Origin of the sequence: Yoonia maricola (assembly GCF_002797915.1) — a bacterium.
Lineage (GTDB): Bacteria > Pseudomonadota > Alphaproteobacteria > Rhodobacterales > Rhodobacteraceae > Yoonia > Yoonia maricola.
The window spans coordinates 1664470-1689550 of sequence record NZ_PGTY01000001.1 but is presented as its reverse complement, the minus strand read 5'-3'; the positions used below and the strand labels follow the sequence as shown (position 1 = coordinate 1689550).

The 25081-nt window shown below is 56.0% G+C and carries 24 protein-coding genes; 3 read left to right on the top strand and 21 right to left on the bottom strand.

All coding sequences use genetic code 11. The annotated features are described in order from the left end of the window. Positions 1–9: 9 nt before the first annotated feature. Together BC777_RS08540 and BC777_RS08535 are read left to right on the top strand one after the other, a co-directional pair. Positions 10–573, top strand: a complete 564-nt coding sequence (locus tag BC777_RS08540; protein ID WP_245834209.1) for an SOS response-associated peptidase — start codon at positions 10–12, stop codon at positions 571–573. 42 nt (positions 574–615) lie between these two features. Continuing rightward, the gene (locus BC777_RS08535; RefSeq protein WP_100367647.1) at positions 616–816 is read left to right on the top strand and encodes a dodecin family protein; all 201 of its coding nucleotides are present in this window, start codon (positions 616–618) and stop codon (positions 814–816) included. A gap of 60 nt (positions 817–876) precedes the next feature. Here the strand turns inward: BC777_RS08535 and BC777_RS08530 are convergent, their stop codons facing one another. The 20 genes from BC777_RS08530 to BC777_RS08435 form a co-directional block, all read right to left on the bottom strand. After that, a complete protein-coding gene (locus tag BC777_RS08530; protein ID WP_100367646.1) occupies positions 877–1086 on the bottom strand; it encodes a cold-shock protein in 210 nt (69 codons plus the stop codon). 232 nt (positions 1087–1318) lie between these two features. Next, on the bottom strand, positions 1319–1525 hold the full coding sequence (locus BC777_RS08525) for a cold-shock protein (RefSeq protein WP_008231132.1): 207 nt from the start codon (positions 1523–1525) through the stop codon (positions 1319–1321). A 213-nt stretch (positions 1526–1738) separates the two neighbouring features. Then, positions 1739–3208, bottom strand: coding sequence for a mannitol dehydrogenase family protein (locus BC777_RS08520; RefSeq protein ID WP_211095341.1), 1470 nt, complete (start codon positions 3206–3208; stop codon positions 1739–1741). A 29-nt stretch (positions 3209–3237) separates the two neighbouring features. Next, the gene (locus BC777_RS08515; protein ID WP_100367644.1) at positions 3238–4011 is read right to left on the bottom strand and encodes an L-iditol 2-dehydrogenase; all 774 of its coding nucleotides are present in this window, start codon (positions 4009–4011) and stop codon (positions 3238–3240) included. Then, positions 4008–5012 carry an ABC transporter ATP-binding protein gene (locus BC777_RS08510; RefSeq protein ID WP_100367643.1) on the bottom strand — a complete coding sequence of 335 codons (1005 nt, stop codon included), beginning with the start codon at positions 5010–5012 and terminating at the stop codon, positions 4008–4010. Before BC777_RS08510 ends, BC777_RS08515 begins: the two co-directional genes overlap by 4 nt. A gap of 12 nt (positions 5013–5024) precedes the next feature. Continuing rightward, the gene (locus tag BC777_RS08505) at positions 5025–5855 is read right to left on the bottom strand and encodes a carbohydrate ABC transporter permease (RefSeq protein ID WP_100367642.1); all 831 of its coding nucleotides are present in this window, start codon (positions 5853–5855) and stop codon (positions 5025–5027) included. A gap of 4 nt (positions 5856–5859) precedes the next feature. Further along, entirely contained in the window at positions 5860–6723 is an 864-nt protein-coding gene (locus BC777_RS08500; RefSeq protein WP_100367641.1) for a carbohydrate ABC transporter permease, read from the bottom strand. A 124-nt stretch (positions 6724–6847) separates the two neighbouring features. Further along, entirely contained in the window at positions 6848–8161 is a 1314-nt protein-coding gene (locus BC777_RS08495) for an ABC transporter substrate-binding protein (RefSeq protein WP_100367640.1), read from the bottom strand. A gap of 94 nt (positions 8162–8255) precedes the next feature. Beyond that, complete coding sequence (locus BC777_RS08490; RefSeq protein ID WP_100367639.1) at positions 8256–9281, bottom strand: LacI family DNA-binding transcriptional regulator; 1026 nt, start codon at positions 9279–9281, stop codon at positions 8256–8258. A gap of 188 nt (positions 9282–9469) precedes the next feature. Next, a complete protein-coding gene (locus BC777_RS08485; RefSeq protein WP_168769110.1) occupies positions 9470–10339 on the bottom strand; it encodes a type IV pili methyl-accepting chemotaxis transducer N-terminal domain-containing protein in 870 nt (289 codons plus the stop codon). A gap of 391 nt (positions 10340–10730) precedes the next feature. Further along, a complete protein-coding gene (locus BC777_RS08480) occupies positions 10731–11810 on the bottom strand; it encodes a BMP family ABC transporter substrate-binding protein (RefSeq protein ID WP_100367637.1) in 1080 nt (359 codons plus the stop codon). 30 nt (positions 11811–11840) lie between these two features. Beyond that, positions 11841–12755 carry an ABC transporter permease gene (locus BC777_RS08475; protein ID WP_100367636.1) on the bottom strand — a complete coding sequence of 305 codons (915 nt, stop codon included), beginning with the start codon at positions 12753–12755 and terminating at the stop codon, positions 11841–11843. A 25-nt stretch (positions 12756–12780) separates the two neighbouring features. Next, a complete protein-coding gene (locus tag BC777_RS08470; RefSeq protein WP_100367635.1) occupies positions 12781–13122 on the bottom strand; it encodes a hypothetical protein in 342 nt (113 codons plus the stop codon). Next, entirely contained in the window at positions 13119–14198 is a 1080-nt protein-coding gene (locus BC777_RS08465; protein ID WP_100368069.1) for an ABC transporter permease, read from the bottom strand. The genes BC777_RS08470 and BC777_RS08465 overlap by 4 nt, the downstream gene beginning before the upstream one ends. Positions 14199–14285: 87 nt before the next feature. Further along, positions 14286–15809 (bottom strand): ABC transporter ATP-binding protein, encoded by a 1524-nt coding sequence (locus tag BC777_RS08460; RefSeq protein ID WP_100367634.1) that lies wholly within the window; start codon positions 15807–15809, stop codon positions 14286–14288. Beyond that, positions 15806–16543, bottom strand: a complete 738-nt coding sequence (xdhC, locus tag BC777_RS08455; protein WP_100367633.1) for a xanthine dehydrogenase accessory protein XdhC — start codon at positions 16541–16543, stop codon at positions 15806–15808. Before xdhC ends, BC777_RS08460 begins: the two co-directional genes overlap by 4 nt. Beyond that, a complete protein-coding gene (xdhB, locus tag BC777_RS08450) occupies positions 16540–18867 on the bottom strand; it encodes a xanthine dehydrogenase molybdopterin binding subunit (RefSeq protein WP_100367632.1) in 2328 nt (775 codons plus the stop codon). The genes xdhC and xdhB overlap by 4 nt, the downstream gene beginning before the upstream one ends. Further along, entirely contained in the window at positions 18864–20219 is a 1356-nt protein-coding gene (gene xdhA / locus BC777_RS08445) for a xanthine dehydrogenase small subunit (RefSeq protein ID WP_100367631.1), read from the bottom strand. The genes xdhB and xdhA overlap by 4 nt, the downstream gene beginning before the upstream one ends. A gap of 197 nt (positions 20220–20416) precedes the next feature. Beyond that, the gene (locus BC777_RS08440) at positions 20417–20881 is read right to left on the bottom strand and encodes an SRPBCC domain-containing protein (protein ID WP_100367630.1); all 465 of its coding nucleotides are present in this window, start codon (positions 20879–20881) and stop codon (positions 20417–20419) included. A gap of 2 nt (positions 20882–20883) precedes the next feature. Beyond that, a complete protein-coding gene (locus BC777_RS08435) occupies positions 20884–21216 on the bottom strand; it encodes an ArsR/SmtB family transcription factor (RefSeq protein ID WP_100367629.1) in 333 nt (110 codons plus the stop codon). A gap of 104 nt (positions 21217–21320) precedes the next feature. Here BC777_RS08435 and dnaE point away from each other — a divergent pair, with 104 nt between their 5' ends. Then, a complete protein-coding gene (dnaE, locus tag BC777_RS08430) occupies positions 21321–24818 on the top strand; it encodes a DNA polymerase III subunit alpha (protein ID WP_100368068.1) in 3498 nt (1165 codons plus the stop codon). A 40-nt stretch (positions 24819–24858) separates the two neighbouring features. Here the strand turns inward: dnaE and BC777_RS08425 are convergent, their stop codons facing one another. Continuing rightward, positions 24859–25062: a SlyX family protein gene (locus tag BC777_RS08425; RefSeq protein WP_100367628.1), complete on the bottom strand. Its 204-nt coding sequence runs from the start codon at positions 25060–25062 to the stop codon at positions 24859–24861. Positions 25063–25081: the final 19 nt, after the last annotated feature.

Genomic DNA, 25081 nt, shown 5'->3' with positions numbered 1-25081 from the left:
CGGTTCTTCTTGATCGAAAGTATCGGTGGCATGGATGATCCGCCACGCCTGAATATCGCGCCGGGCCAAGAGGTGATCGCACTGACTTCAATGGGTGTGCAGCATATGCGCTGGGGTATGATCCCTGTTGGGCGCATGAATGCCCGCGGGCGCCCGGTGATGGAAACCATCATCAATGCGCGTTCTGAGACTGTGTTCGATAAATCCGCCTTTGCAGACGTGAAACGCGCGATCGTGCCGGCAAGTGGCTGGTATGAATGGACCGGTGCGGTGCGGCGCAAACAGCCGTGGCGGATCACCCGCAAGGATGGCGCATTGCTATATTTCGCCGCGATCTATGACGTGTGGCACGGGCCGGGCGGCGTACAAGTGCCTCAGGTGGCAACGATAACCTGCGCGCCATCGGCGGATGTTCGCGACATTCATCATCGCATGGGGGTCATCCTGACGGAAAACCAGCTTATGCAGTGGTTTAATGATGACGACGACCCGGTCAAAGAACTGATGAAACCCTTCCCGGACGGTCGGCTGCGGGTTGAAAAAGCTGATGATGTGGACTGGGCCGGGGCATAACGCTAGGCTGTGACACCAACGACCAAAAATAGGGAGAAGACCATGTCAGTTGCAAAGGTGACAGAGATCATTTCGTCCTCATCAAAGTCATTTGATGATGCCGTCGAGAATGGAATTAAGCGGGCTTCTAAAACCCTCAAGGGAATTACGGGTGCTTGGGTTGCTGATCAGAAAGTCACTGTGAAAGACGGTAAGATTGATGAATACCGTGTCGTGATGAAAGTCACTTTCGTTCTGGATTAAGAAAATGGGCGCCTGATGCAGGCGCCCATTTCCATAAATGCGCTAAACAACAAATTTGCCTTAATCGGCGAGTGTCAGGTTCACGGCGCTTTCACGCCCATCACGCCCAGCTTCGATATCAAAGTTGACCTTCTGGTCATCCTTGAGCCCGGTCAGACCAGACCGCTCAACGGCTGAGATGTGAACGAAAACGTCCTTGGTACCGCCGTCGGGTGCGATAAAGCCAAAGCCTTTGGTGGTGTTGAACCATTTGACAGTGCCTGAAGCCATGTCCTTGTTTCCTTATATTACCCGCTCGCGGGAATGCAGCGGCGCGGCGCGGTCAAACGTGATCGAAAGACTGGGCCGGTTGGGAAACAGTGGTCGATTAGTCAACGTTGCCGCGACATTCTGCCACAATCTGGGTCAAATTTCAAGGATATGAGGGTTTGATTGATCACTATTCGTGAACAATGGTGTGTAGCGCGCGAAACCCGCGCGCTACGAATGCTCAAACAATCGCTTACGCGAGCGCGAGGTTTACCGCAGATTCGCGGCCATCACGGCCAGCTTCGACGTCAAAAGTAACTTTTTGGTCGTCCTGCAGGCCTGTCAGGCCAGAACGCTCAACAGCGGAGATGTGAACGAAAACATCCTTAGAGCCGCCATCGGGTGCGATAAAGCCGAAGCCTTTTGTTGTGTTGAACCATTTCACGGTGCCAGTAGCCATCGTGTTTTTCCTTTAGTATCAATGCTGTCCGCGAGATTGCGACAGCTTGGCCGAGTCAGTGTCAAGATCGAGAGACTGTAGCCGAAAGGGAAAACAGTGGTCGAGTTGTGTAACGTCTGCAAGATGCATGTGGGGCCTAAGCCCTCATAATTCAAGTAAAAGTTTTGTAACTGGTCCTGCCCGGCGGAAAATATCCGCCAGTGCAGCGCCAGTTTAGGGGGTCTGAAGATACTCTGCCATGGCTGCTTCGACCCCGTCGCGCCATATCAATTGTAGCCAGTGATCAAAGCGTTCTGCAAAAAGCGCGTTCTGTGCCAGATCGCCGTAATACTGTTCCTGCGACAGCCAGATCTGCGCCGATGATTTTGCTTTCAGCGCGGTTGCTTTCAAATCATCCCAGAATGGGTCGTTCGCCGCGATCTCGCTGCCGTCTTCGCGTGTTCCGGCGCACATGCGCGCCCAAACCGCCTCGACCAAGGCCAGCCCCGCGATAGGGGTATTCCCGGCCAATCCATCTTTAATCGAGGGGATCACAAAGCCGGGATGACGCGAAGAGCCGTCAAAGGCCACACGCCGGGTTGTGTCGACAATGCGTGGATTGGCGAAACGCTCTTTGATCAGGTCCACATAGGCTGTTGGTTCCATGCCTGGAACCGCCATCAGATGCGGTAGGATTTCCTCTTGTGCGGTCTTTTGGAAGAAGGCAGCGATTTTTGGGTGCGCTATACATTCGGCAATCGTTTCGATTGACAACAGTTCACCCGCATTTGCAACGATCTGGTGGCCACCGTTCAAGACACGAATTTTCATCGCTTCAAAGTCGTGCACGTCATCCGTAAATGTCGCCCCAACCTTGTCCCAATCGGGTCTGCCAGCGCAAAAGCTGTCTTCGATTACCCATTGGCGATAGTTTTCATGTGTCACGGGCGATGCATCATCAATTCCCAGACTATGCACCAATTCCATTTCACTCGGTCCGGTGGCGGGAACAATGCAATCGACCATGGAATTGGGAAACGTGCAGTTGGTATCGATCCAATCGGCCAGATCAGGGTCTGACAAGCGGGCCAGCGACACCACAGTTTGCCGTAGTATTGCACCATTGCCTTGCAGGTTGTCGCAGCTCATGCAGGTGAATGGTCCTGTCCCTGCGCTGCGCCGCTGTTTCAAAGCAGCGATAATCGCGCCAAAGGCCGTGCATGGTGTATCGGGGTGTGCGGCATCATGCTGGATATCCGCATGTTGTGCGTCAAACCCCTTGGTCGCGGGATCAATGAAATAGCCACCTTCTGTCACGGTCAGCGATACGATCCGGATGACGGGATCAGCCATCTGCGCAGTCAATGCGGCATTATCGGGGGCGACCAGGGCAAAACCGATCATGGAACCGATCACTTCGGCTGTGGTGTCCGATGGTTTCAATTCAATCAAGGTGGTCAGATAGTCTTGGGCGGCCAGCCGGTCGCGCTGCTGGGCGTCGCCGGGGCGCACGCCTGCACCAACGATAGCCCAGTCATGCGCGAGGCCCTGTTGCATCAGGCGATGCAGATACCATGCCTGATGCGCACGGTGAAAATTGCCCAACCCGATATGGACAATGCCAGGGGTCAACACGTCCCGGTCATACTGCGGCACTATAACAGATGCCGGCAAGTTCTGAAGACCCGTGTTACTGAGTGTCATGGGGCCCTCCTGCCGTACGTTGTCTTTCATCAGTTCATCCAATTGCCACCGTCCACATTGTATGTTTGTGCAACGATATAATCTGCCTCAGGCGAGGCGAGGAAAACGGCCATGCCAGTCAGATCCTCTGCCTTGCCCATCCGTCCAAAGGGGACAGCGGCCCCCACTTCGGCCTTTTTCTGGCCGGGTGCTTTGTTTTCATATTTCGCAAAGAATGCATCAACGCCATCCCAATGCGCGCCATCAACGACACCTGGTGCGATGGCGTTCACGTTGATCCCATGTTCAATCAGGTTCAGTCCCGCCGATTGCGTCAGGCTGATCACTGCCGCCTTGCTGGCGCAGTACACCCCTACAAGGCTTTCACCACGTCGTCCTGCCTGAGAGGCCATATTGATGATCTTGCCGCCCTTGCCCCGTGTGATCATGTGTTTGGCTGCGGCCTGCATTGTAAAGAGCGTTCCCGATACGTTGATATCAAAGACACGTTTGTAATCTTCCTGTGTGATCTCGATAATCGGTGCGGCGGTAAAGATCGCAGCGTTGTTGACCAGAATATCGATCTGACCGAATGCTGCCACCGTTGCGGCGATACCGACATCAATACTGGTTTGATCAGTCACGTCCATCTTAACGGCCATTGCCCTATCACCGATGTCTGCGGCGGCGGCTTGTGCCGCTGCAAAATCAACGTCGGCCAGCGCCACCTGTGCACCCTCGGCCACATAGGCCTTGGCAAAGGCCAGCCCGATCCCGCGGGCGGCCCCTGTAATCAGTGCGGCTTTGCCGACTAGCCGGTTCATGCGATGCGCAAACCGTCCGGGTCGAACCGATGCATTTCATCTGTGCGTGGCGTCAGATGGATTGTATCGCCATGTTTCAGGTTCACATCGCCAATCGCGCGAACCGTCAGCGTTTCGGCTAATCCAGTGTTGTTGATATGGAAAAACGTGTCAGAGCCAAGGTGCTCGGCCACACCGACCGTGCCCTGCCACTGACCGTCACTTTCAACGACGTCGATGTGTTCGGGCCGAACACCGATGGTTGCTGCACTGTGCTTTTCAGCTTCGGCCCCTGTGATCAGGTTCATCTTTGGTGAGCCGATGAAGCCTGCTACAAAGGTGTTACGCGGTTTGCGATAGAGCTCAAGTGGTGAGCCAACCTGCTCGATCACACCGGCCTGCAGTACAACAATTTTATCGGCCATCGTCATCGCTTCAACTTGGTCGTGCGTGACATAAATCATCGTCGTGGCAAGCTTTTCGTGCAATTCCGAGATTTCCATGCGCATGCCCACACGCAGTGCGGCATCAAGGTTGGAAAGCGGTTCGTCAAAGAGGAACGCAGAGGGTTCACGTACAATCGCGCGCCCGATCGCCACGCGCTGACGTTGACCACCGGACAACTGACCGGGGCGACGATCCAGATAATCGGTCAGGTTCAGAACACTGGCAGCCCCTTCGACCCTTTTGTCGATCTCGGCTGTGTCCATCTTGGCCATCCGCAGGGGAAAGGCGATGTTCTTGCGTACCGACATATGCGGATAAAGCGCATAGGACTGGAACACCATCGCAAGACCGCGCTTGGCAGGTACAAGGTCGGTGGCGTCTGTGCCATCGATTTCGATATGGCCGCTTGTGATATCTTCCAACCCGGCGATCAAGCGCAGGAGCGTGGATTTACCACAGCCCGACGGGCCGACGAAAACCGTGAATTCCCCATCTTCGATGGTCAAATCAAGCGGTGGTATCACCTGTACATCGCCGAAGCTTTTTGTGATTTGTTTGAGTTGTATTTGTCCCATGTGTCGACTTCCTTACTTCACGGCGCCAAAGGTCAGGCCGCGCACAAGTTGTTTCTGGCTAAACCAGCCAAGGATGAGAATTGGCGCGATGGCCATTGTCGAAGCAGCACTTAGCTTAGCAAAGAACAATCCCTCAGGGCTGGAGTAGCTTGCAATGAATGCCGTCAGCGGTGCTGCATTGACGGCTGTGAGATTGAGTGTCCAGAAGGCTTCGTTCCAAGCAAGAATGAAGTTGAGTAGAAGTGTTGACGCAATGCCCGGAATAGCCATTGGTGTCAGCACATAGATCAGCTCCTGCCGCAATGTTGCACCGTCCATACGGGCAGCCTCAAGGATCTCTCCGGGGATTTCCTTAAAGTAAGTATAGAGCATCCAGACAATGATCGGCAGGTTGATCAACATCAACACGACAACAAGACCAGCCCTGCTATCCAACAGCCCCATTTTGATGAAAAGCAGGTAGATCGGGTAAAGTACGCCCACCGCTGGAAGCATCTTGGTCGAGAGCATCCAGAGCAGGATATCTTTGGTGCGTCTGGATGGTACAAAGGCCATCGACCATGCCGCAGGGATGGCAATCATACAGCCAAGAACCGTAGATAATCCTGCGATGATGATAGAATTCCACAAAAAGCGGCCGTAGTCAGAACGCTCAAGCACGACCCGATAGTTTTCCAAAGTCCAATCAAAGCCAATAAAGATCGGCGGCGCAGCAATGGCTTGTGCCTCAGATTTGAAACTTGTCAGGATCGTCCAAAGGATTGGAAAGAAAATCAGCAGGCCAATCGCCCAAGCGAAGGTTGTGTTGATGATCTTGCGGTTGTTTGTAACAGAACGTGCCATGATATTAATCCAAGTTCTTACCAACGATCCGCATCAGGAAGATCGCGATGATGTTTGCAAGGATGATGGCGTAAACGCCACCGGCGGAACCAAGACCAACGTTTTGGCTTTCCAGCACGCGCTGGAAAATGAGATAGGACAATGTCCGCGTTCCAAAGGCACCACCTGTGGTGACGAAAATCTCTGCAAAGATCGCAAGGAGGAAGATCGTTTGGATCAGGATCACGATCGTGATCGCGCGGCTAAGGTGTGGCAGGACAATGAACCAGAAGCGTTTGAGATGCGGTGCTCCGTCCATTTCGGCCGCTTCTAGCTGTTCGCTGTCCAATGACTGCACTGCGGTCAACAGGATGAGCGTTGCGAAAGGCAACCATTGCCAGCTGACGATCATGATGATTGACGGCAGTGATGCATCCGACAACCAACTGACAGGTTCGGCGCCAAAGAACCGCCAAACATGCGAAAACACACCATTGACGGGATCCATGAACATGTTCTTCCACACCAACGCGGATACGGTTGGCATGACAAAGAAGGGTGCAATCACAAGAATTCTGACGACACCTTGACCCCACATTGGTTGGTCAAGCAACAGTGCCAACAAAATGCCAAAGATCACTGTAATCGCAAGAACACCAAGCACGATAACCAAGGTCGTTTGTACGGACGGCCAGAACGCACTGGACGTCACAAAGCGGGTGTAGTTATCAAACCCGGCCCAGCCCAGATCACCACCACGCAGTGGTAGATAGTTCCGGAAAGAGAACCATAGTGTCATAATTAGGGGGACCAGCATCCAGCCCAAGAGCAGGATCACGGCGGGCGCCATCATGATACGGGCAGCGGATCGGGAAGCTTTGGTGGCCATTAGATACACCTCGAGCGTGGACGGACAAGCCGTCTGATTACGTTACGGATCGAAAATAAGAGAGGTCTGGGTAGATGATCGTGGGGCGGTGCCGGGGCGCCGCCCCACGATACGGGAGAAACGCTTAGCGGTAGCCAGCAGCTTCCATAGCTTCGTTTGTGATCGCCTGTGCTTTCTCAAGTGCTTCTTCGACGGTCTGCTGACCAGCGTAAGCGGCTGAGAATTCCTGGCTAACTTCTGTTGCGATACCCGCAAACTCTGGGATCGCAGCGAATTGAACACCAACGTATGGGGACTCTTCGACAGTCGAGTCAGTTGGATCAGCCGACAGGATCGAGTCCAGTGTCATCTGGGCGAAAGGCACTTCTTGGTACGCAGGGTTCTCATACAGCGATGTACGCGCGCCCGGTGGTACATTTGCCCAACCTTCGTTTTCAGCAACCAGTTCGATATAGCCAGTGGACGTTGCCCACTCGATGAACTGCTTGGCTTCTGCTTCTTGCTGTGTACCGGCAGGAATTGCCAGCGCCCATGCCCAGAGCCAGTTAGAGCGCTTGCCCAAACCATTGTCTGGTGCCAAAGCGAAGCTGACGCTGTCTGCGACAGTTGAATCGTCGCCTGTCACGAAAGAAGCAGCCACTGTGGCATCAATCCACATGCCGCACTTGCCTTGGTTGAACAACGACAGGTTTTCGTTAAAGCCGTTTGTGGCATAACCTGTAGGACCGGATGCATCCATCATGTCCTTGTAGAAGTTCAGCGTATTCGCCCATTCTTCTGTATCGAACTGTGCGTTCCAGTCCATGTCGAACCAGCGTGCACCGAATGAGTTGGACATCGCAGTGATGAATGCGCCGCCTTCACCCCAACCGGCCTTACCACGCAGGCAAATCCCGTTGATGTCGTTGTCGCGGTCGGTCATCGCAGCAGCTGCTTCGGCGATGAAGTCCCATGTCGGTGCGTCTGGCATTTCAAGGCCAGCAGCTTCCATCAGGTCTGTGCGGTACATCACCATGGAGCTTTCGCCATAGAAAGGTGCCGCATAAAGTGTGCCCTCATGGGACAAACCACCTGCCATCGCGGGCAGGATATCACCGACATCATACTCTTCTGACAAGTCATCAAGTGCAACGAGCCAGCCGTTGGCACCCCAAATCGGTGTTTCGTACATGCCGATTGTCATGATGTCGAACTGACCACCGTTGGTGGTGATGTCCGTTGTGACACGCTGACGTAGTACGTTTTCTTCCAGTGTAACCCATTCGACGGCGATCCCGGTCTCTTCGGTAAACTGGTCTGTATAGCCTTGCATACGAATCATGTCGCCGTTGTTCACTGTCGCGATGGTGATTGTAGCGCTGTGGCCTTCTGCAAAAGCGCTGCTCGATGTAATTAACGCGAGCGCGGTTGCGGCACGAAGTGTGCTCTTCAAAGACATCCGGTATCCTCCCTGGTTGGATGTGGTTTGTTAACGCTAGTGGAAAGAGCAACGCAAGGTCAACATAAAATTTACGCGCGTAAAGAAAACCGCGTCAGGCAGAATGCCTCAGGATAAGCTTGCCTTCTATTCTCGTGCTTTTCCAAGGCTCTACATGACCATCAATCGCGGCCAGCAAACTGTCGGCTGCATGTTTGGAAACCGCGTCATAATCATGCGATATCGTTGTCAGTGGCGGACAGGTATAGCGCGAATGGGGGTGTCCGTCTTGCCCAGCAACGCGAATCGCACAGTCCGCGCCACGGCCTACTTTGATGCCCTGTTCGTAACAGGCCGTCAGCAATCCAATCGCCAAACGGTCATTGCTGCATAGGATCGTATTGGTTGAAAACTGCTTGTTCGAGAGCGCCTCGTGACCACCAAGCCGCCCGATTTCCTCAAAAGCCCAACCCTCGCCATCGATAGAGATCACCTGTGGCTCATGTCCGAATGCCTCCATCGCGTTGAGATAGCTCTGCCGTCGCCGATGTGCATTCGGGTTTGCAGGTGTCTTCATCTCAAAAAAGCAGGGTGGTTCACCGGTTCGACAGAGGTAGTCGGAAATATGCGATGTGAACTGGAAATTGTCTGACCCGACAAATGCCAGGCCAAGCTCATCCACGCTGCTGTCGAAAATCAAGGTCGGGACATCATCGCAAAACTTCTCTAACGCGGCACGATGCGATGCGCGGCCCAAAGGGGCCATCAAAACGCCCGCTGGCTTGAGGGCGCGTAAATTCTCCAGAACCTCGATTTCCAAATTCGGGTCGCCATGGGCGCTGAACAATGTGGGCCGATAGCCTGCATCGATGCACCGCTGTTCCAGATTACGCGCAATTTCAGCGAAATAGGGATCGGCCAGCAAAGGCACCACTATGCCAACATTCTTCGTCAGCTTGCGGTTCTGGTTCATCGCAAAGATGTTGGGGCGGTAGTCGTATTTTTCCAGCGCTGTCTCAATGCGTTGCCGCGTCGATTGGCGCACGCTGTCGGGGTCATGGAAGTATTTGGACACTGTGGGTCTTGAAATACCGCTGACGGCAGAAAACTCTTCCATGTTCTTGATGGTCGTTTCAGACATGGCCGCGGTCCACCTGTGCTTCGAAGTATTTTACATACGAAACAATTTCTTTCCGCGCGTCAACAATTTGTGCACTCTGATGCTTGTTTAGGCAGAGTAAGGTGCATGAGCCGGGCTAAGGTTTTGGCAAGGCGGTACCTTTTGCGATGACCACCTTGCCGATCTTGTTCAGCATCCGCCGTGCTGCGCTAGCCGCCCAGCTTGGACGCCTCAGCGTAAAGGCCAACCGCTGTATTCATACCCCCGGTCAGACGGTTCGCCGTCGAAAACATGGTAGCCAGATCGTCCGCATTGATCTGTTCGCCGGAAAGGACAGTTGCGATCAGTGGTTCGGCGACGCCCCAATCGGTGATGACACCGTCAAGACCTGCCGCAATCTCGGGGGTTGGTGGGCCTTGAACACCGGCGTCTGGCATGCCGTTGCGCAATGCGCGCAATGAAGCATCAAACATATCTGCCGCGCTTTGGAGTTCTGCCAGAACTGCATCGGACCCCAAACCAACCGAAAAGAGGCAAACATTCTTGGATACGCGTTGCGCTAACATGCGCTGGCGGCCCGCGATATCAATGACCAGCGTGTCCCGCAAAAGAAGCTCGCCGGGGTTGGAATATTGCTGCGATATTTCTGGTACAAGTTTCTGAGCCATTTCCAACAAAGGCGCTGAGTCGGTTGCGATTTGTTGCACTGTCTCTTGTGATCCGTTTCCTGCGGCGATCTCGTCCGCGCCCGCGCTGACGGGGACCCAAAGATCGCGTAACAGTTCAATCCCTATCAGCGTTTTGCGCCGTGTCTCTTCTCCGAACACGCCCAGATCGTCATTCCCATTCTGCAAGGCGTCTGTAATCAGCGCGAATTCTTCTTGTGCGGCAACCAGCATCGCACCACTGTCGTCGCTGCTGACACCGGCTTGCAGATAACATGCGGATGCGACGATCCGTTGGCTCAGCATGCGCAATTTACCCGATAAATTGATACGCGCGCCACCGCCTGCATCGCCGTTTGTGGTTGCGGCATCTGCCGCCGCTGCTTGCGTTTCTTGCGCATGAACCTGTGTCATGGCGACGGATAGACATAAGACTGACACGGCAATTTTTTGTGTCACGCAATAAAAGTTCTGCCATGGGGCAGAATACCAATTCATTATCATACAACTTCCTAACTCTGGCTCGCGTGCTGATAGGCACGACAAAACCAACTAAATACAACTGCGGTGATGCGCGGTCGCCGCCGACTACCTTCTCTTTCTGCTGTCTTCCACTACAGGTGGTTACCAATTGCGCTCTGCCCTCACTGATTGCAAGTGAGACGCCGTGGGCGCAACAATTTTGATCGTCACACTGTACAAAAGTGAATGATTCGAGCGAGATAGAAGTTTTTTTGACACAGTTATGACAAGAAAAAGCCCCGCTTGATGCGGGGCTTTCAGGGTTTCACCAATGCTGGTGTGTTTATTGCGGGATCTCTCCAGTGATGCCTTCAACGTAGAAATCCATACCAGCCAGCGTGCCATCATCTGCGATTTCACCATCGGCCAGCCAGGCTGATCCGTCTTGCTTGTTGATTGGGCCAGTAAAGGCGTGGTACTCGCCTGTCCGCAGACTCTCGACCAAGGCTTCGGCAGAGGCTTTGATCTCGGCCGGCACGGCATCAGTAATCTCACCAATGCCAACCATGCCCGGCCCGATGCCGTCCCATGTGTCGGTACTTTCCCATGTGCCATCGATCACCGCTTGTGTGCGGGCGATGTAGTAAGGTGCCCAGTCGTCGATGATGGATGATACGCGCGGGAAGGGTGCAAATTCAGCCATGTCAGAGGCCTGACCGAATGTCACAACATTGCCAGCTGCCTGCGCTGCCGCTTGCGGTGCGGTGGAATCTGTGTGCTGCAAGATGACATCGGCACCCTGTTCGATCAGCACATTGGCAGCCTCAGCTTCTTTTGCGGGATCAAACCACGTGTAGACCCAGATGATTTTGAATTCGACGTCAGGGTTCACTTCGGCTGCGTGCAAATAGGCAGAGTTGATGCCGCGAATAACCTCTGGGATCGGGAAGGATGCGATATAGCCGATCACATTGCTTTCGGTCATCTGGCCCGCAATGTGGCCTTGAACCGCGCGACCTTCGTAGAACCGGGCGGAGTAGGTGGATACGTTGTCGGCGCGCTTATAGCCCGTGGCGTGCTCAAACTTCACATCGGGGAACTTTTCAGCCACCGCTATGGTCTGGTCCATGTAACCGAAAGAGGTTGTGAAAATCAGGTCAGCACCTTGCAGCGCCATCTGTGTCATCACCCGCTCCGCGTCCGGGCCTTCTGGCACGCTTTCGACGTAAACAGTTTCAACCTGATCGCCAAAAGCCTCTTCCACGGCCAAGCGGCCCTTGTCGTGCTCATAAGTCCAGCCGCCATCACCGATTGGCCCGACGTAGACGAAACCAACTGTTGTCGGCTCATGCCCATCGGCCGCAGCCCCTGTTGCAAGGCCAAGAGCGAGCGTCGCCCCAGCCAGAAGTGTTTTCATTGTCATGTGTTTCCCCTTGGTAGTCTTAGTGTCGCCTCAACGTGAGGCATGGAATGATTGGCCCAATGATCCGGGCGCACGTCCGGCACGCATAATAACCAGAACAGCGATGGTGGCCAGATAGGGCGCCATAGAAAGATATTCGACCCCAATGGCTGCACCGGCTGCTTGCAGGTTCAACTGCAAAACAGTCACGCCGCCGAACAAATAGGCACCCAGCAAAAGGCGGCCCGGTCGCCAGCTGGCAAAGACAACGATGGCAAGTGCGATCCAGCCTGCACCAGCAGTCATCCCTTCGGTCCATTGCGGCACACGCACCAGGCTCAGGTAGGCGCCACCCAGCCCCGCACAGGCCCCGCCAAACATGATCGCCAGCATGCGCACACGGACCACATGGTAGCCCAATGCATGGGCGGCTTCATGGTTTTCGCCGACGGCCCGCAGGATCAAACCGGCGCGAGAGTACTTTAGAAAGGCCCAGACGCCTGCGACAATCACAAGACCAACATAGACCATCGGATCATGTTGGAAGACGATTGGCCCGATCACCGGAATATCGCCGAGCAACGGAATATGCCAATCGGGAAACTCCGGCGCTTTGATCCCGATATAGCCTTGCCCCATCAAGGCAGATAGCCCAAGGCCAAAGAGTGTCAGCGCCAATCCTGTGGCCACTTGGTTAGACAACAACAACTGCGTCAGAAAGCCAAAGATCACAGACAAGAGCGCACCGCCAATGGCGGCGCCAAGGAACCCAAGCCAAGGTGAGTTGGTACCAACCGCCACGACGAACCCGCAAACCGCCCCGGTGATCATCATCCCTTCGACGCCAAGATTGAGGACACCTGCACGCTCCACCACCAACTCGCCAATAGCCGCAAGTAGAATGGGGGTCGCCGCAACCATGAGGGATGCGAGCAACAAAACGGGATTGATCGAGGAGAGGTCCATCAGTGCCCTCCGATGCCGAGGGAGATTATAGCCATCCAAGGATCTCCTCGGGAAAAAGCAACACCGCGCTAAAGCCAATGATCACGCCAAAGACCCATCCAAAGCGTACAAACCAGTGCGGCGTTTCGGCCTTTGCCGGTTGCATGGGTTTCTTGAGGCCAAAGCCCGTGAGCCTGCCGAAGCCCCAGTCCAAAAATCTGTCCAGAACAAGGACAAGACTAAAGAGTAGCATAAGAAAGACGGCCCAGCCGACGGCAAACATCCAGCCGGCGCTTTGAGCAAGTTGGAAGGTGTAAGCAAGCGCCGTACCCAGAAAGAATCCCACGAGAGGGCGAAAGATGCCGTTGATCATATCTTCGCTGTTCATGCCACTTGCCGCCCCCAGATTACGCGATAATTCGTCAGCACATCCACGGCCAGAAGGAAAAACAAGAGCATCCCCTGCAAGATCTGGATTGCCGCAATGGGCAGGCCCAGATTGGATTGCGCGATCTCGCCGCCGATATAGGTCAGCGCCATCAGCCCGCCTGCAAGTAAGATGCCAACCGGGTGCAACCGTCCAAGGAATGCCACGATGATCGCGGTAAAGCCGTAGCCTACGTTAAAGTCGATGCTGATCTGTCCCGCAGGTCCGGCCACTTCAAATAGCCCGGCAAGCCCGGCCAGCGCCCCCGAAATGCCCATACAGCTCAGGATTAGCATACCGGGGTTCACCCCGGCGAACCGTGCTGCCCGCGGGCTTTGCCCTGACAGCCGCACATTAAACCCAAAGATATGTCGCGATAGGGCGACATAAGCCAATATCACCGCAAGAAAGGCCGTGAGAACCCCCCAATGCATCCCGCTGCCTGCAATGATTTCAAGGTTTGCCGCACTGTCATATTGCGACAGATTACGACTGCCCGGAAATCCCATGCCGTCAGGGTTACGCAAAGCGCCCAGCGCCATTGAGGCCAGCAATTGTTCGGCCACATAAACCAGCATCAGCGAGACAAGGATTTCGTTGGTGCCAAAGCGTACCCGGAGGATGCCGGGGATCATCGCCCATAGCAGACCGCCAATCGCACCGGCGATAATCATCAGCGGAAAAATGACAAAGCTTTCTATCGGATAGAACGCCAGGCCCACCGCGGCGCCACAAATCGCGCCAACGATGTATTGGCCCTCGGCCCCGATATTCCAGATACCTGCCCTGAACCCAAACGACAGACCAATGGCAATCAACACCAGTGGCGCGCCTTTAATCAGCAACTGCGGACGATAGAACCAAGCAAATTCTGAAAACAACGGATCAAGAAAGATCGTGCGGATCGTCACCAGCGGATCTTGGCCAAGGGCCGCAAACAACAGCCCGCCAAAGAACATTGTCAAAACGACAGCGACAACCGGGGTCGCAAAAGTCCAACCACGCGAGGGCTGCGGGCGCTTTTCCAGCATGATCATGCGCAGCCACCTGACTTTCTTCGTCCAATCAAACTTTCGGTCGTCATTTTTGCGCCATTGGTCCAAGCGGAAATTGCGACGGCATTCTTACGCATCAACATGCGCCATCTCCATATCATGTGCGCCACCCAGCATCAGACCGATCTCCTCCACCGTTAGCCCTTGCGCCGGGCGCGGAGCGGAGAGCCGTCCCTCATTCAGTGCCGCAAATCGATCAGAGATTTCCATCAACTCATCCAAGTCCTGACTGATCACGATCACGGCAGCACCCTTCTCCGCCAAATCCAGCAGGGCCTGCCGGATCGCCGCAGCGGCAGAGGCATCAACGCCCCAGGTCGGTTGGTTCACGACCAAAACCTCAGGCGATTGCATGATCTCGCGCCCAATCACGAATTTCTGGAGGTTGCCACCCGACAACGACCGTGCCGCGTTTTCCGGCCCCGGCGTGCGCACATCAAAGGCGGCAATCACCTCATCGGCGAAACTGCGCGCTTTGCCCCAGTGTAGAAAGCCCTTACTGGTCAGATTTTGTCGGGTCATCGCCGTCAGGATCGCATTTTCGGTCAGGCTCATATCCGGGGCGGCCGCATGACCCATGCGTTCTTCGGGTGCGGCAAGCAAGCCGATCTTGCGCCGCGCATTCGGGGGCATCTGCCCCACATCATCGCCTTTATAACGGATCATCCCCTTGGCCGATTTCATCTCGCCCGACAGGGCCGCGACCAACTCGTCTTGCCCATTACCCGCCACACCACCAATGCCCAGCACCTCACCCTTGCGGACCTCCAGGTTGATTTCGCGCAATGCGGTGCCAAATTGATGTGGTGCTTTCGCGCTGAGCCCCGCCAATGCCAGCACGGTATTGCCGCTAGGCTTTTCAGCTTTTTCAGGGACATGTAGTGTCGCGCCAACCATCAGTTCCGCCATGTCGCGGGCAGAGGTCTGGCGCGGATCGCATTCACCCACAACCTGCCCCAAACGCAGCACGGTGGCATTGTCGCAAAGCGTGCGGATTTCTTCGAGCTTATGTGAAATATAGAGGATCGCGGTTCCCTCCGCGCTTAACTGGCGCAGCGTCTTGAAGAGGATCTCAACCTCTTGCGGGGTTAACACCGACGTGGGCTCATCCATGATCAACAGCTTGGGGTCTTGCAAAAGACAGCGAATGATCTCGACCCGCTGGCGTTCACCTGCCGAAAGCTCGCCCACAATCCGGTCAGGGTCCAGCGGCAGCCCGTATTGATCCGATACGCTGCGCACCCGTGCGGCAATCTCGGCCTGTGGCGGTGGGTTTTCCATGCCAAGGGCGATGTTTTCGGCCACATTCATCGCATCGAACAGCGAGAAATGCTGAAAGACCATCGCGACACCCGCTGCCCGTGCCGCGCGGGGTTCGGCAGGTTGGAATGGTTGTCCTTCCAAAGCCATCGTTCCCGCATCCGGTTTCACCAACCCGTAGATGGTTTTCACCAGCGTCGATTTTCCCGCCCCATTCTCACCCAACAGCGCATGTACCTCGCCCGGTCCGATTGTGAACGAGACATCCTTGTTGGCGACCACCCCAGGATACCCCTTGGTCAGGCCAGACAGGCGCAAAAGCGGTTCGGTCATGCAGTGCGGTCCTTTGTCTGGCTTTGTGCGGGGCTTATCATGGCAGTTGCAACGCCAAGTGCAATCGCTGCGGGGTGTTTTCCCAAGGTCGGATCACCGATTGGACACGCGATGCGTGCAATCTGTGCGGGCGCATGCCCCAATGCGGCGAGACGGGTCTTGAACCGCGCCCATTTTGTTGCCGATCCAATCAATCCGATACTATGGAAATCGTGGCTGAGCAGCGCATGGCACAAGGCGAGATCCATCTCGTGGCTGTAGGTCAGGATCAGATGATCCGCATGATCAGGCGCATGTTTGACAACGCGCGCGGGGTCCGCCGCGACAAGTGTGGTCACATCCGCCGGCGGAAACCGGTCTGCGTGCGTGTCGACCCATGTGATGTCAAATGCTGGCAGCGGGTTCATGACATTAACCAAGGCGCGCCCGACATGCCCCGCCCCGTAAATCCACAGCGGGCGCGCAGAGGACACATCCATTGTCGCAGCTTCTTCCCAAAGCAGGCTAACCGACCCGCCACAACATTGGCCCATCGCCGGACCCAACGGAATGCGCGCGGTGTGCGTCTTGCGTCCGTCTTGCAGCATACGGCGGGCCTCGGCCATTGCTTCCCACTCCAAGGTGCCGCCGCCGATGGTGCCTTCGATACGGTCCTCCCACACAAGCATCTGCGTGCCCGCCTCGCGCGGAACTGACCCTGCGGTCTTGGTCACAGTGATGCGGATCGCCGTCATGCGCGCGTGCGTCCAACAGCGCGCAGCACTTCTTCGGCGGTCGCGGGGGCTTGCAGGTCCGGGTAGGTCGGCCCGCAGGCCGCGACCGCATCAGAGAGTGCCAGAAAGGCGGACGTGCCCAGCATGAATGGCGGCTCACCCACTGCCTTGGAGCGATAGATCGTTTGTGCTGGGTTCGGTTGATCCCAAAGTGCCACATGAAAGATATCCGGCCGGTCCGAGCAGGCAGGGATTTTATACGTCGCAGGCGCATGGGTGCGCAGGCGGCCTTTGTCGTCCCAGACCAGTTCTTCGGTGGTGAGCCAACCCGCGCCTTGTACATAGCCGCCCTCGATCTGGCCAATATCCAGAGCGGGGTTCAGAGAGGCCCCTGCGTCATGCAGGATATCGGTACGCAGAATGCGGTTTTCGCCAGTCAGCGTGTCGATCACCACTTCGGTTACTGCGGCCCCTTGGGCAAAATAGAAGAACGGTGTCCCTTCGCCTTTGATCCGGTCCCATGCCAGATCGGGCGTTTTGTAGAACCCAGTGGCCGATAGGCTCACGCGGTTAAGGTAGGCGGTTTGCGCTGCCTTGGCGAAACTCATCTGAGTATCGCCGACAAAAACCTGCCCTTCATCGAAACGTACGTTTTCAACCTGGGTCTGGTGCAATTCAGCCAGACATACAGCGATCCGGTCACGGATAATGTCACAGGCGTGCGCCACAGCCATCCCGTTCAGGTCGGTCCCGGAAGAGGCTGCGGTTGCGGATGTATTGGGCACCTTGCCGGTGTCCGTCGCGGTGATCTTGACCGCGTCCACATCAAGCCCAAACCGATGGGCGGCAACCTGCGCCACCTTTTGAAACAGGCCTTGCCCCATCTCGGTCCCGCCATGGTTCATATGAACCGAGCCATCCTGATACACATGCACCAATGCCCCCGCCTGATTGAGGTGGGTCAGCGTAAAAGAAATTCCGAATTTTACCGGACTAAAGGCGATCCCTTTCTTCAAGATCGATTGGTCTGCGTTCCATTCCGCAATCGCCGCGCGACGAGCGTTGTAATCGGATGACGCGAGCAAAGCATCTGTCATCTCGTGCAGAATGAAATCCTTGATCGGCATATGATAGGGCGTGGTCTGCGCCTGAGGCTGTGGCGAATATTGACCGCCAAATCGTGTGCCCCGCCCCTGTCCACCCATGGCGTCATAGTAGTTGCGCTGGCGAATAAGCACCGGATCAACACGCAATTCAGCGGCAATATGATCCATCACCCGCTCAATCCCCAGAACACCTTGAGGGCCACCAAAGCCGCGAAATGCTGTGGCCGACTGCGTATTGGTCCGAAACCGATGCGAGGTGATGCGGGCCGCAGGCAGGTGATAGGCATTGTCGGCATGCAGCATGGCGCGGTCGGCAACGGGCAGTGACAAATCCAGCGCCCAGCCACAGCGGGTCATCTGCGTAAAATCAACGCCGGTCAGGCGCCCCTCGCGATCAAAGCCCGCGTCATAGGAAATACGAAAATCATGGCGCTTGCCCGTGATCATCATGTCATCGTCGCGGTCATAGCGCATCTTGCACGGCTGGCCAGTTGCACGTGCGGCCACTGCGCATCCGACCGCAAGTGCATTGCCCTGACTTTCCTTGCCGCCAAATCCGCCGCCCATCCGCCGTACTTCGCAACGTACCGCATGCATTGGCACGCCTAATGCGTCGGCGACCTTGTGCTGAATTTCGGTAGGGTGCTGGGTGGAGCTGTGGACCACCATATCGCCACCCTCTTGCGGCAGGGCGAGGGCGGCCTGGCCTTCAAGATAGAAATGTTCCTGCCCGCCCATCTCAATCGTGCCTGTCACGCGATGCGGGGCTGTCGATAGTGCTTGGTCAATGTCGCCTTTGGTCCAGATACGCGGCCCATCCTCAAAGTGACTATCTGCTGCGATGGCATCATCAATCGTCAGTATCGGTGTCTCTGCATCGTAGTCGATTTGGGCCAACCGCGCGGCCTTTCGCGCTGCCAGATGGGTCTTGGCGATCACCAGAAAGAGCGGTTGGCCAAGGTAGTGCACCGTGCCGGTGCCCAGAAAAGGTTCGTCATGGACCGAAGGGGAGACATCATTGGCAAAGGGCAGGTCATCCGCTGTCAGCACAGCGACAACACCCGGCGCGCCTTTTACCTCTGCGAGGTTCATCGCGCGGATCGTTCCACATGCGATCTCTGCCGTTCCAAAGGCCAGATGAAGGGTGCCAGTGGGCGTTGGTATATCATCGATATAGCGTGCAGCCCCGGTTACGTGCAGGGCAGCGGCATCATGGGGTAGTGGTTTGGTAACACTCATGGCGTCACCTCCAGTACAGAAGTGACCTGCCCTGTCATTTCGGCGAAGTAGCGACGCAGCAGGTTTTTTGCGATCTCCAAACGGTAGGCGGCGCTGGCGCGCATGTCTGACATCGGGGTGTAGTCTTGACTGAACTGTGCCGCTGCTTTGGTGATTGTATCCGCTGTCCAGAGCTGTCCGACGAGCGCAGCTTCAACCTGATGCGCGCGGTGCGGCGTGCCCGCCATGCCGCCAAAGGCGATACGTGCAGCGGTTACCACGCCATCTTGCACTGTGACGTTGAAACATCCGCAAACGGCGGAAATATCCTGATCAAACCGTTTCGAGATTTTATAGCAGCGCAGTGCAGGGGCCTGTTTGGGAAGGGTGACCCCCGCCACCAACTCTCCCTGCGCACGATCTTGTTTACCATAGGCGATAAAGAAATCCTCTATCGGCATCTCGCGGGTTTTGTTGCCATGGCGCAGATGCAGATTAGCACCTAAGGCGATCAATGCAGGTGGGTTATCCCCGATAGGGGAGCCATTGGCGATATTGCCGCCAATGGTCGCGGCGTTGCGCACCTGTTCAGAGCCATAACGGCGGATCATCTCGGCATAGGATGTGTGATCCTCACCCACGGTAGCCAAAACCTCGGTCATCGTCACGGCAGCGCCAAAGTGGATGCTGTCATCTGTCTGGGTAATCGCCCGCAATTCCGTACAGCGGTTGAGGAAAGCGACTTGTGGCAAATCCCGCAGTTGCTTGGTGACCCAAAGCCCCACGTCCGTTGCGCCTGCGATCAAGGTGGCGTTGGGGTTGGCGGCATACCAATCCGCCAGATCATCCAGCGTTTCCGGTGCATAGGGCTGTGGATCAACCGTAGGTGTTTCATCCGTCATCCATGCGGGAACGGGCGCTGTTGCCGCCGCCTCTGCCGCCCGCACAATGGGCGCATACCCCGTGCAGCGACACAGGTTGCCTGCCAGCACATCATCGTGGTCGGTCCGGCCTTGCAGATGGCCGATTGCCATGGACGCAATAAACCCCGGCGTGCAGAACCCGCATTGTGATCCGTGATGGTCGATCATTGCCTGTTGCACGGGATGCAGCGTGCCATCAGGGCCGCTGATCCCCTCGACAGTGCGCACTGCCTTGCCGTGCAGTTGTGGCAGAAACAGGATGCAGGCGTTCAGCGCCTTAGCGCCATCGGCGTCCGTGACTACCACCGTACAAGCGCCGCAATCGCCTTCGTTGCAGCCTTCCTTGGTTCCGCAAAGTGCTGTGTCCTCGCGCAGCCAATCGAGCAGGGTGTGCGTTGGGTCCGCCTCCACCTGCACGGTTTCCCCATTGAGAAGAAACGTGACGTTCATGATATTAACCTGCCGCCTTACCCATGTGTGAGAGGTATGCCAGATGTCGATGCGGCGTAGACATCTGCCTCTTTCCGAAGTGTATCAAAGCGGGGCGGGCGAAGTTTGGCAAGTGTTTGTTGTGCGGCGGCGCGCAAGATGGGGTCAATTGCACAAAGTTTGCGCCATGTAAGGTGGATTGAAATCCACCTTACGCTTCAGGTCGGCTGTGCAACGCTTTGGGCGTAGTTCTCAAGATTGGTAAGCCCGCCGTCCCAACCGTTTTGGAATTCTCCCAGGGTTTCTGGCCCACTGAACGAGGACACCGCCACCGTGACGCCAAGCCGTGTTCCTTTACCTGCCGCCTCAAGATTATAGGTGACAAGGCTGGTGCAAACAGCCTCGCCCCCAAATATCAGCGTTTCTGTAAAGACGGCCCGTTCTGGCGCAGTCAAATCATACCAGCGTGTTGTCACTTCAAATTCGGGCGCTTCGGCTGGCCCGCACCTGTGGCGGTCTTCACCGCCAACCCGGACGTCCGCGACATCGACAACCAGCACCGTTTGATCATCCGGTCCGCCCCATTTTTCGCGGTGGTGCGCATCGGTCATCAGCTCCCACAGTTTTGCAGGGCTAAGTGGCAATGTGCGGTGCAGGTCAAATGACTTGGTATCAAGGGGCATGGCTATTCCCCTGTTGTATTCGCGATTTGCTGCGCAAGCGCATCCAACCTGTCCAGACGGCTTTCCCAAATCTCGCGCTGCCAGGCGAGCCAGCCTTGCGCTTCGATCAGAGGGGCCGCTTCTATGTGGCAGGTACGAACCCGTCCTTTTTTGATGGACCGGACGATGCCCGTGTCCTCCAATACCTTGAGGTGCCGCATGAAAGTGGGCAGCGCCATCTGATGCGGGGCGTGCAGTTCGCTGACACTGGCGGGACCAGAGGCGAGCCGTTCGATCACCGCCCGGCGGGTGGGGTCGGACATAGCGCCGAAGAAGCTGTCAAGTTGGTTAGTCATGTGGCTAAGTATGACATGTTGCGTTTGCCCTTGTCAAGATGGTTAGTCAAATCACTAACAAATACGCCGCTTGCAGCCCAACCTGCTTTCGCTACCTTGCATCTATGACCAATGATCCCCGATTCATTCACCTGCGCGTCCATACCGAATATTCGCTTCTGGAAGGCGCTATTCCGGTCAAGAAACTGCCCGGATTGGCCGTTGATATGGGGATGCCCGCCGTCGCCGTGACTGACAGCAACAACATGTTTTGCGCGCTGGAATTTTCGGAAGGGGCCGCCAAGGCTGGTGTGCAGCCCATCATTGGCTGTCAGATCGATGTGACCTATCTGCCCGCGGAACCCGGCAAGCGCCCTGAAGCGCCCGCACCCATCGTCCTGCTTGCCCAGTCTGAGGCGGGGTATATGAACCTGATGAAGCTGAATTCTTGCGCCTATCTGGATGCGGACGGGCAATTGCCGCAAGTTTCGGTAGAAGAATTGGCCACATATCATAATGGCCTGATTTGCCTGTCGGGCGGGCCGGATGGCCCTGTTGGCCGCTTGCTCCGTCAGGGGCAGCGCCCCAAGGCCGAGGCATTCATGGATCGCTTGGCGGCGATTTATCCGGACCGGCTCTATGTCGAGCTGCAACGCCATCCGGGGGAAGGCTTGCCCGAAGCAGAGCGCCTGTCCGAGCGTGGGCATGTTGAGATGGCATATGCCAAAGGCCTGCCGCTGGTCGCGACCAATGATGTCTATTTTCCCAAATCAGAACTTTACGAGGCACATGACGCGCTGATCTGCATTGCCGAAGGCGCCTATGTTGATCAGCAGGAACCGCGCCGTCGGCTGTCCCCGCAGCATTATATGAAGTCGCCGCAAGAGATGGTGACGCTCTTTGCCGATCTGCCGGAGGCGATTGAGAACACGGTTGAGATTGCCAAGCGCTGCGCGTTCAAGGCTTACAAGCGTGACCCGATCCTGCCAAAGTTTGCTGATGACGAAGTCGCAGAATTGCGCCGTCAGGCGGAGCAGGGGTTGAAGGACCGTTTGGCGGTTATCCCGCATGCAGCCGACGTGGCTGAATACGAAAAACGCCTTGAGTTTGAATTGGGCATCATCGAAGGGATGGGTTTTCCGGGTTACTTTCTGATCGTTGCCGACTTCATCAAGTGGGCCAAGGATGAAGGTATCCCCGTTGGTCCGGGCCGTGGGTCTGGTGCGGGTTCGCTTGTGGCCTATGCGCTGCTCATTACCGATCTTGATCCGCTCCGCTATTCGCTGCTCTTTGAACGCTTCCTCAATCCCGAACGTGTTTCGATGCCGGACTTTGATATCGATTTCTGTATGGACCGCCGCGAAGAGGTGATCCGCTACGTACAGGAGAAATATGGGCGCGATAAAGTAGGACAGATCATCACCTTCGGTGCGCTTTTGTCCAAGGCTGCGGTGCGTGACGTGGGCCGGGTCTTGCAGATGCCATATGGGCAGGTGGACCGTCTCTCAAAAATGATCCCGGTTGAGGGGGTCAAACCAGTTTCTATTGAAAAGGCGCTGGCTGATGAGCCGCGTTTGCGCGAGGAGGCGAAAGCGGAAGAGGTCGTGGATCGCCTGTTGACTTATGCCCAGCAAGTTGAGGGGTTGTTGCGGAATGCATCGACCCATGCCGCCGGTGTTGTGATTGGCGACCGTCCGCTGGATGAACTCGTCCCGCTTTACCAAGACCCGCGCTCGGATATGCCAGCCACCCAGTTCAATATGAAATGGGTGGAACAGGCCGGGTTGGTGAAGTTCGACTTTCTGGGTCTGAAAACACTGACGGTCATTCAGAACGCTGTCGCGCTGATCAAAAAGGCGGGTCGTCCGCTGAATATCGCAGCGGATGGTGCGCAGCTTTACGATGTGGTTGAGGGGTTCGAATACGATATCGGGGCGATCCCATTGGATGATGAAAAGTCCTATGCACTCTATTCCAGTGCCAAAACGACTGCGGTGTTCCAGGTGGAATCCAGTGGTATGATGGATGCGCTCAAGCGCATGAAACCGAACTGCATTGAGGACATTGTGGCCTTGGTGGCGCTTTATCGTCCCGGGCCGATGGAGAATATTCCAACCTATTGTGAGGTGAAGAACGGACAGCGAGAGTTGGAGTCGATCCACCCTTCCATTGATCACATCCTGAAAGAAACCCAAGGCATCATCGTTTATCAGGAACAAGTGATGGAGATCGCACAGGTGATGGCAGGCTATTCGCTTGGCGGCGCTGATCTGCTGCGCCGGGCGATGGGTAAGAAGATTGCCGAGGAAATGGCCAAGGAGCGCCCAAAGTTCGAGGAAGGCGCAAAGGCAAACGGGGTTGAACCCAAGAAGGCGCGCGAGGTCTTTGACCTGCTTGAGAAATTCGCCAATTATGGCTTCAACAAATCCCACGCGGCGGCCTATGCGGTGGTCAGCTATCAAACGGCTTGGCTGAAGGCGAACCACCCTGTGGAGTTCATGGCCGGTGTCATGAACTGCGATATTCATCTGACTGACAAGCTTGGCGTCTATTTCCAGGAGGTGAAGAAAGGCCTTGGCATTGAATATACGCCGCCCTGCGTGAACCGTTCTCAAGCGACCTTCGATGTGAAGGATCAAAAGCTGGTTTACGCGCTCGGCGCCCTCAAGAATGTCGGTGTAGAAGCGATGAGACTGATCGTCGAAGGGCGTGAAGACAAGGAATTTGTGAATCTCTTCGATTTTGCTCGCCGCGTCGACCTCAAACGCATCGGCAAACGACCATTGGAAATGCTGGCGCGCGCCGGGGCCTTTGACGTGCTGGACGCGAACCGCCGTCGGGTGATGATGAGCTTGGATGCGCTGACGGCTTATTCGGCTGCAATACATGAGCAAAAGTCGTCCAATCAAGTATCGCTCTTTGGCGATGCGGGCGACGATTTGCAGGAACCGCGTTTGATGGGCGGTGAAGATTGGCTGCCTGCTGAACGGCTGGCCGAGGAGTTCAAGGCCATTGGGTTCTATCTGTCGGGGCATCCGCTGGACGACTACATGGGGCCACTCAAGCGCAAGCAGGTGCTGACTTTGGATGATGTCATTGCGCGGGCCGGCAAGGGCGCTGCGATTGTGAAGATGGCAGGAACCGTTTCCGGACGGCAGGAGCGGAAGTCGGCACGGGGCAATCGCTTTGCCTTTGTGCAATTGTCTGATCCGACGGGGCAGTATGAAGTCACAATGTTTTCAGACACGTTGGAGGCTGCGCGGGAGTTTCTGGAAATCGGCAGTCAGGTGGTGTTGCAATGTGAAGCGACAATGGAAGCTGATCAGCTCAAGCTGCTGGGCCGCTCTGTCTCGCCGGTGGATGCCGTGGTGGCCGATGCAGGGGGTGCAGGTTTGCGTGTGTTCATTGATGGGCCAGAGGTTATTGGATCGGTCGCCAGCGTATTGGCCAATGCCACAGGCGGTGCGGTGCGCGCAGGGCGTGGACCGGTTTACTTTTGTCTGATGCAGGATGACCTGCCGGGCGAAGTGGAGTTGGACCTAGGTGAAGAGTTCCCGGTCAATCCGCAGATCAAAGGTGCGATCCGGTCTTTAGGTGGCGTCATTGAGGTGGAGGACGCGTGACGTAAGGTGGATCATGATCCACCTTACCTGAACCACGCTTTCACCAGTGCGGTGGTTTTTGGTCCGCCAGAGGGACCGTCCCGCCAGCATCCATTTCCCGTCCAGCTTCCCGCTCCATGAGCATGGCCAGACGCCGCTGCGCCAGGGCAAGCTCCGTTTCCTGGCGTGCAACGATGTCTGAGAGTTCCTCGACCGTGCGGGTCAAGTGAGCAATTTGTTCTTCAAGATGGGTGCTGTCTGCCATGGGCTCTATCAAGGCGAAG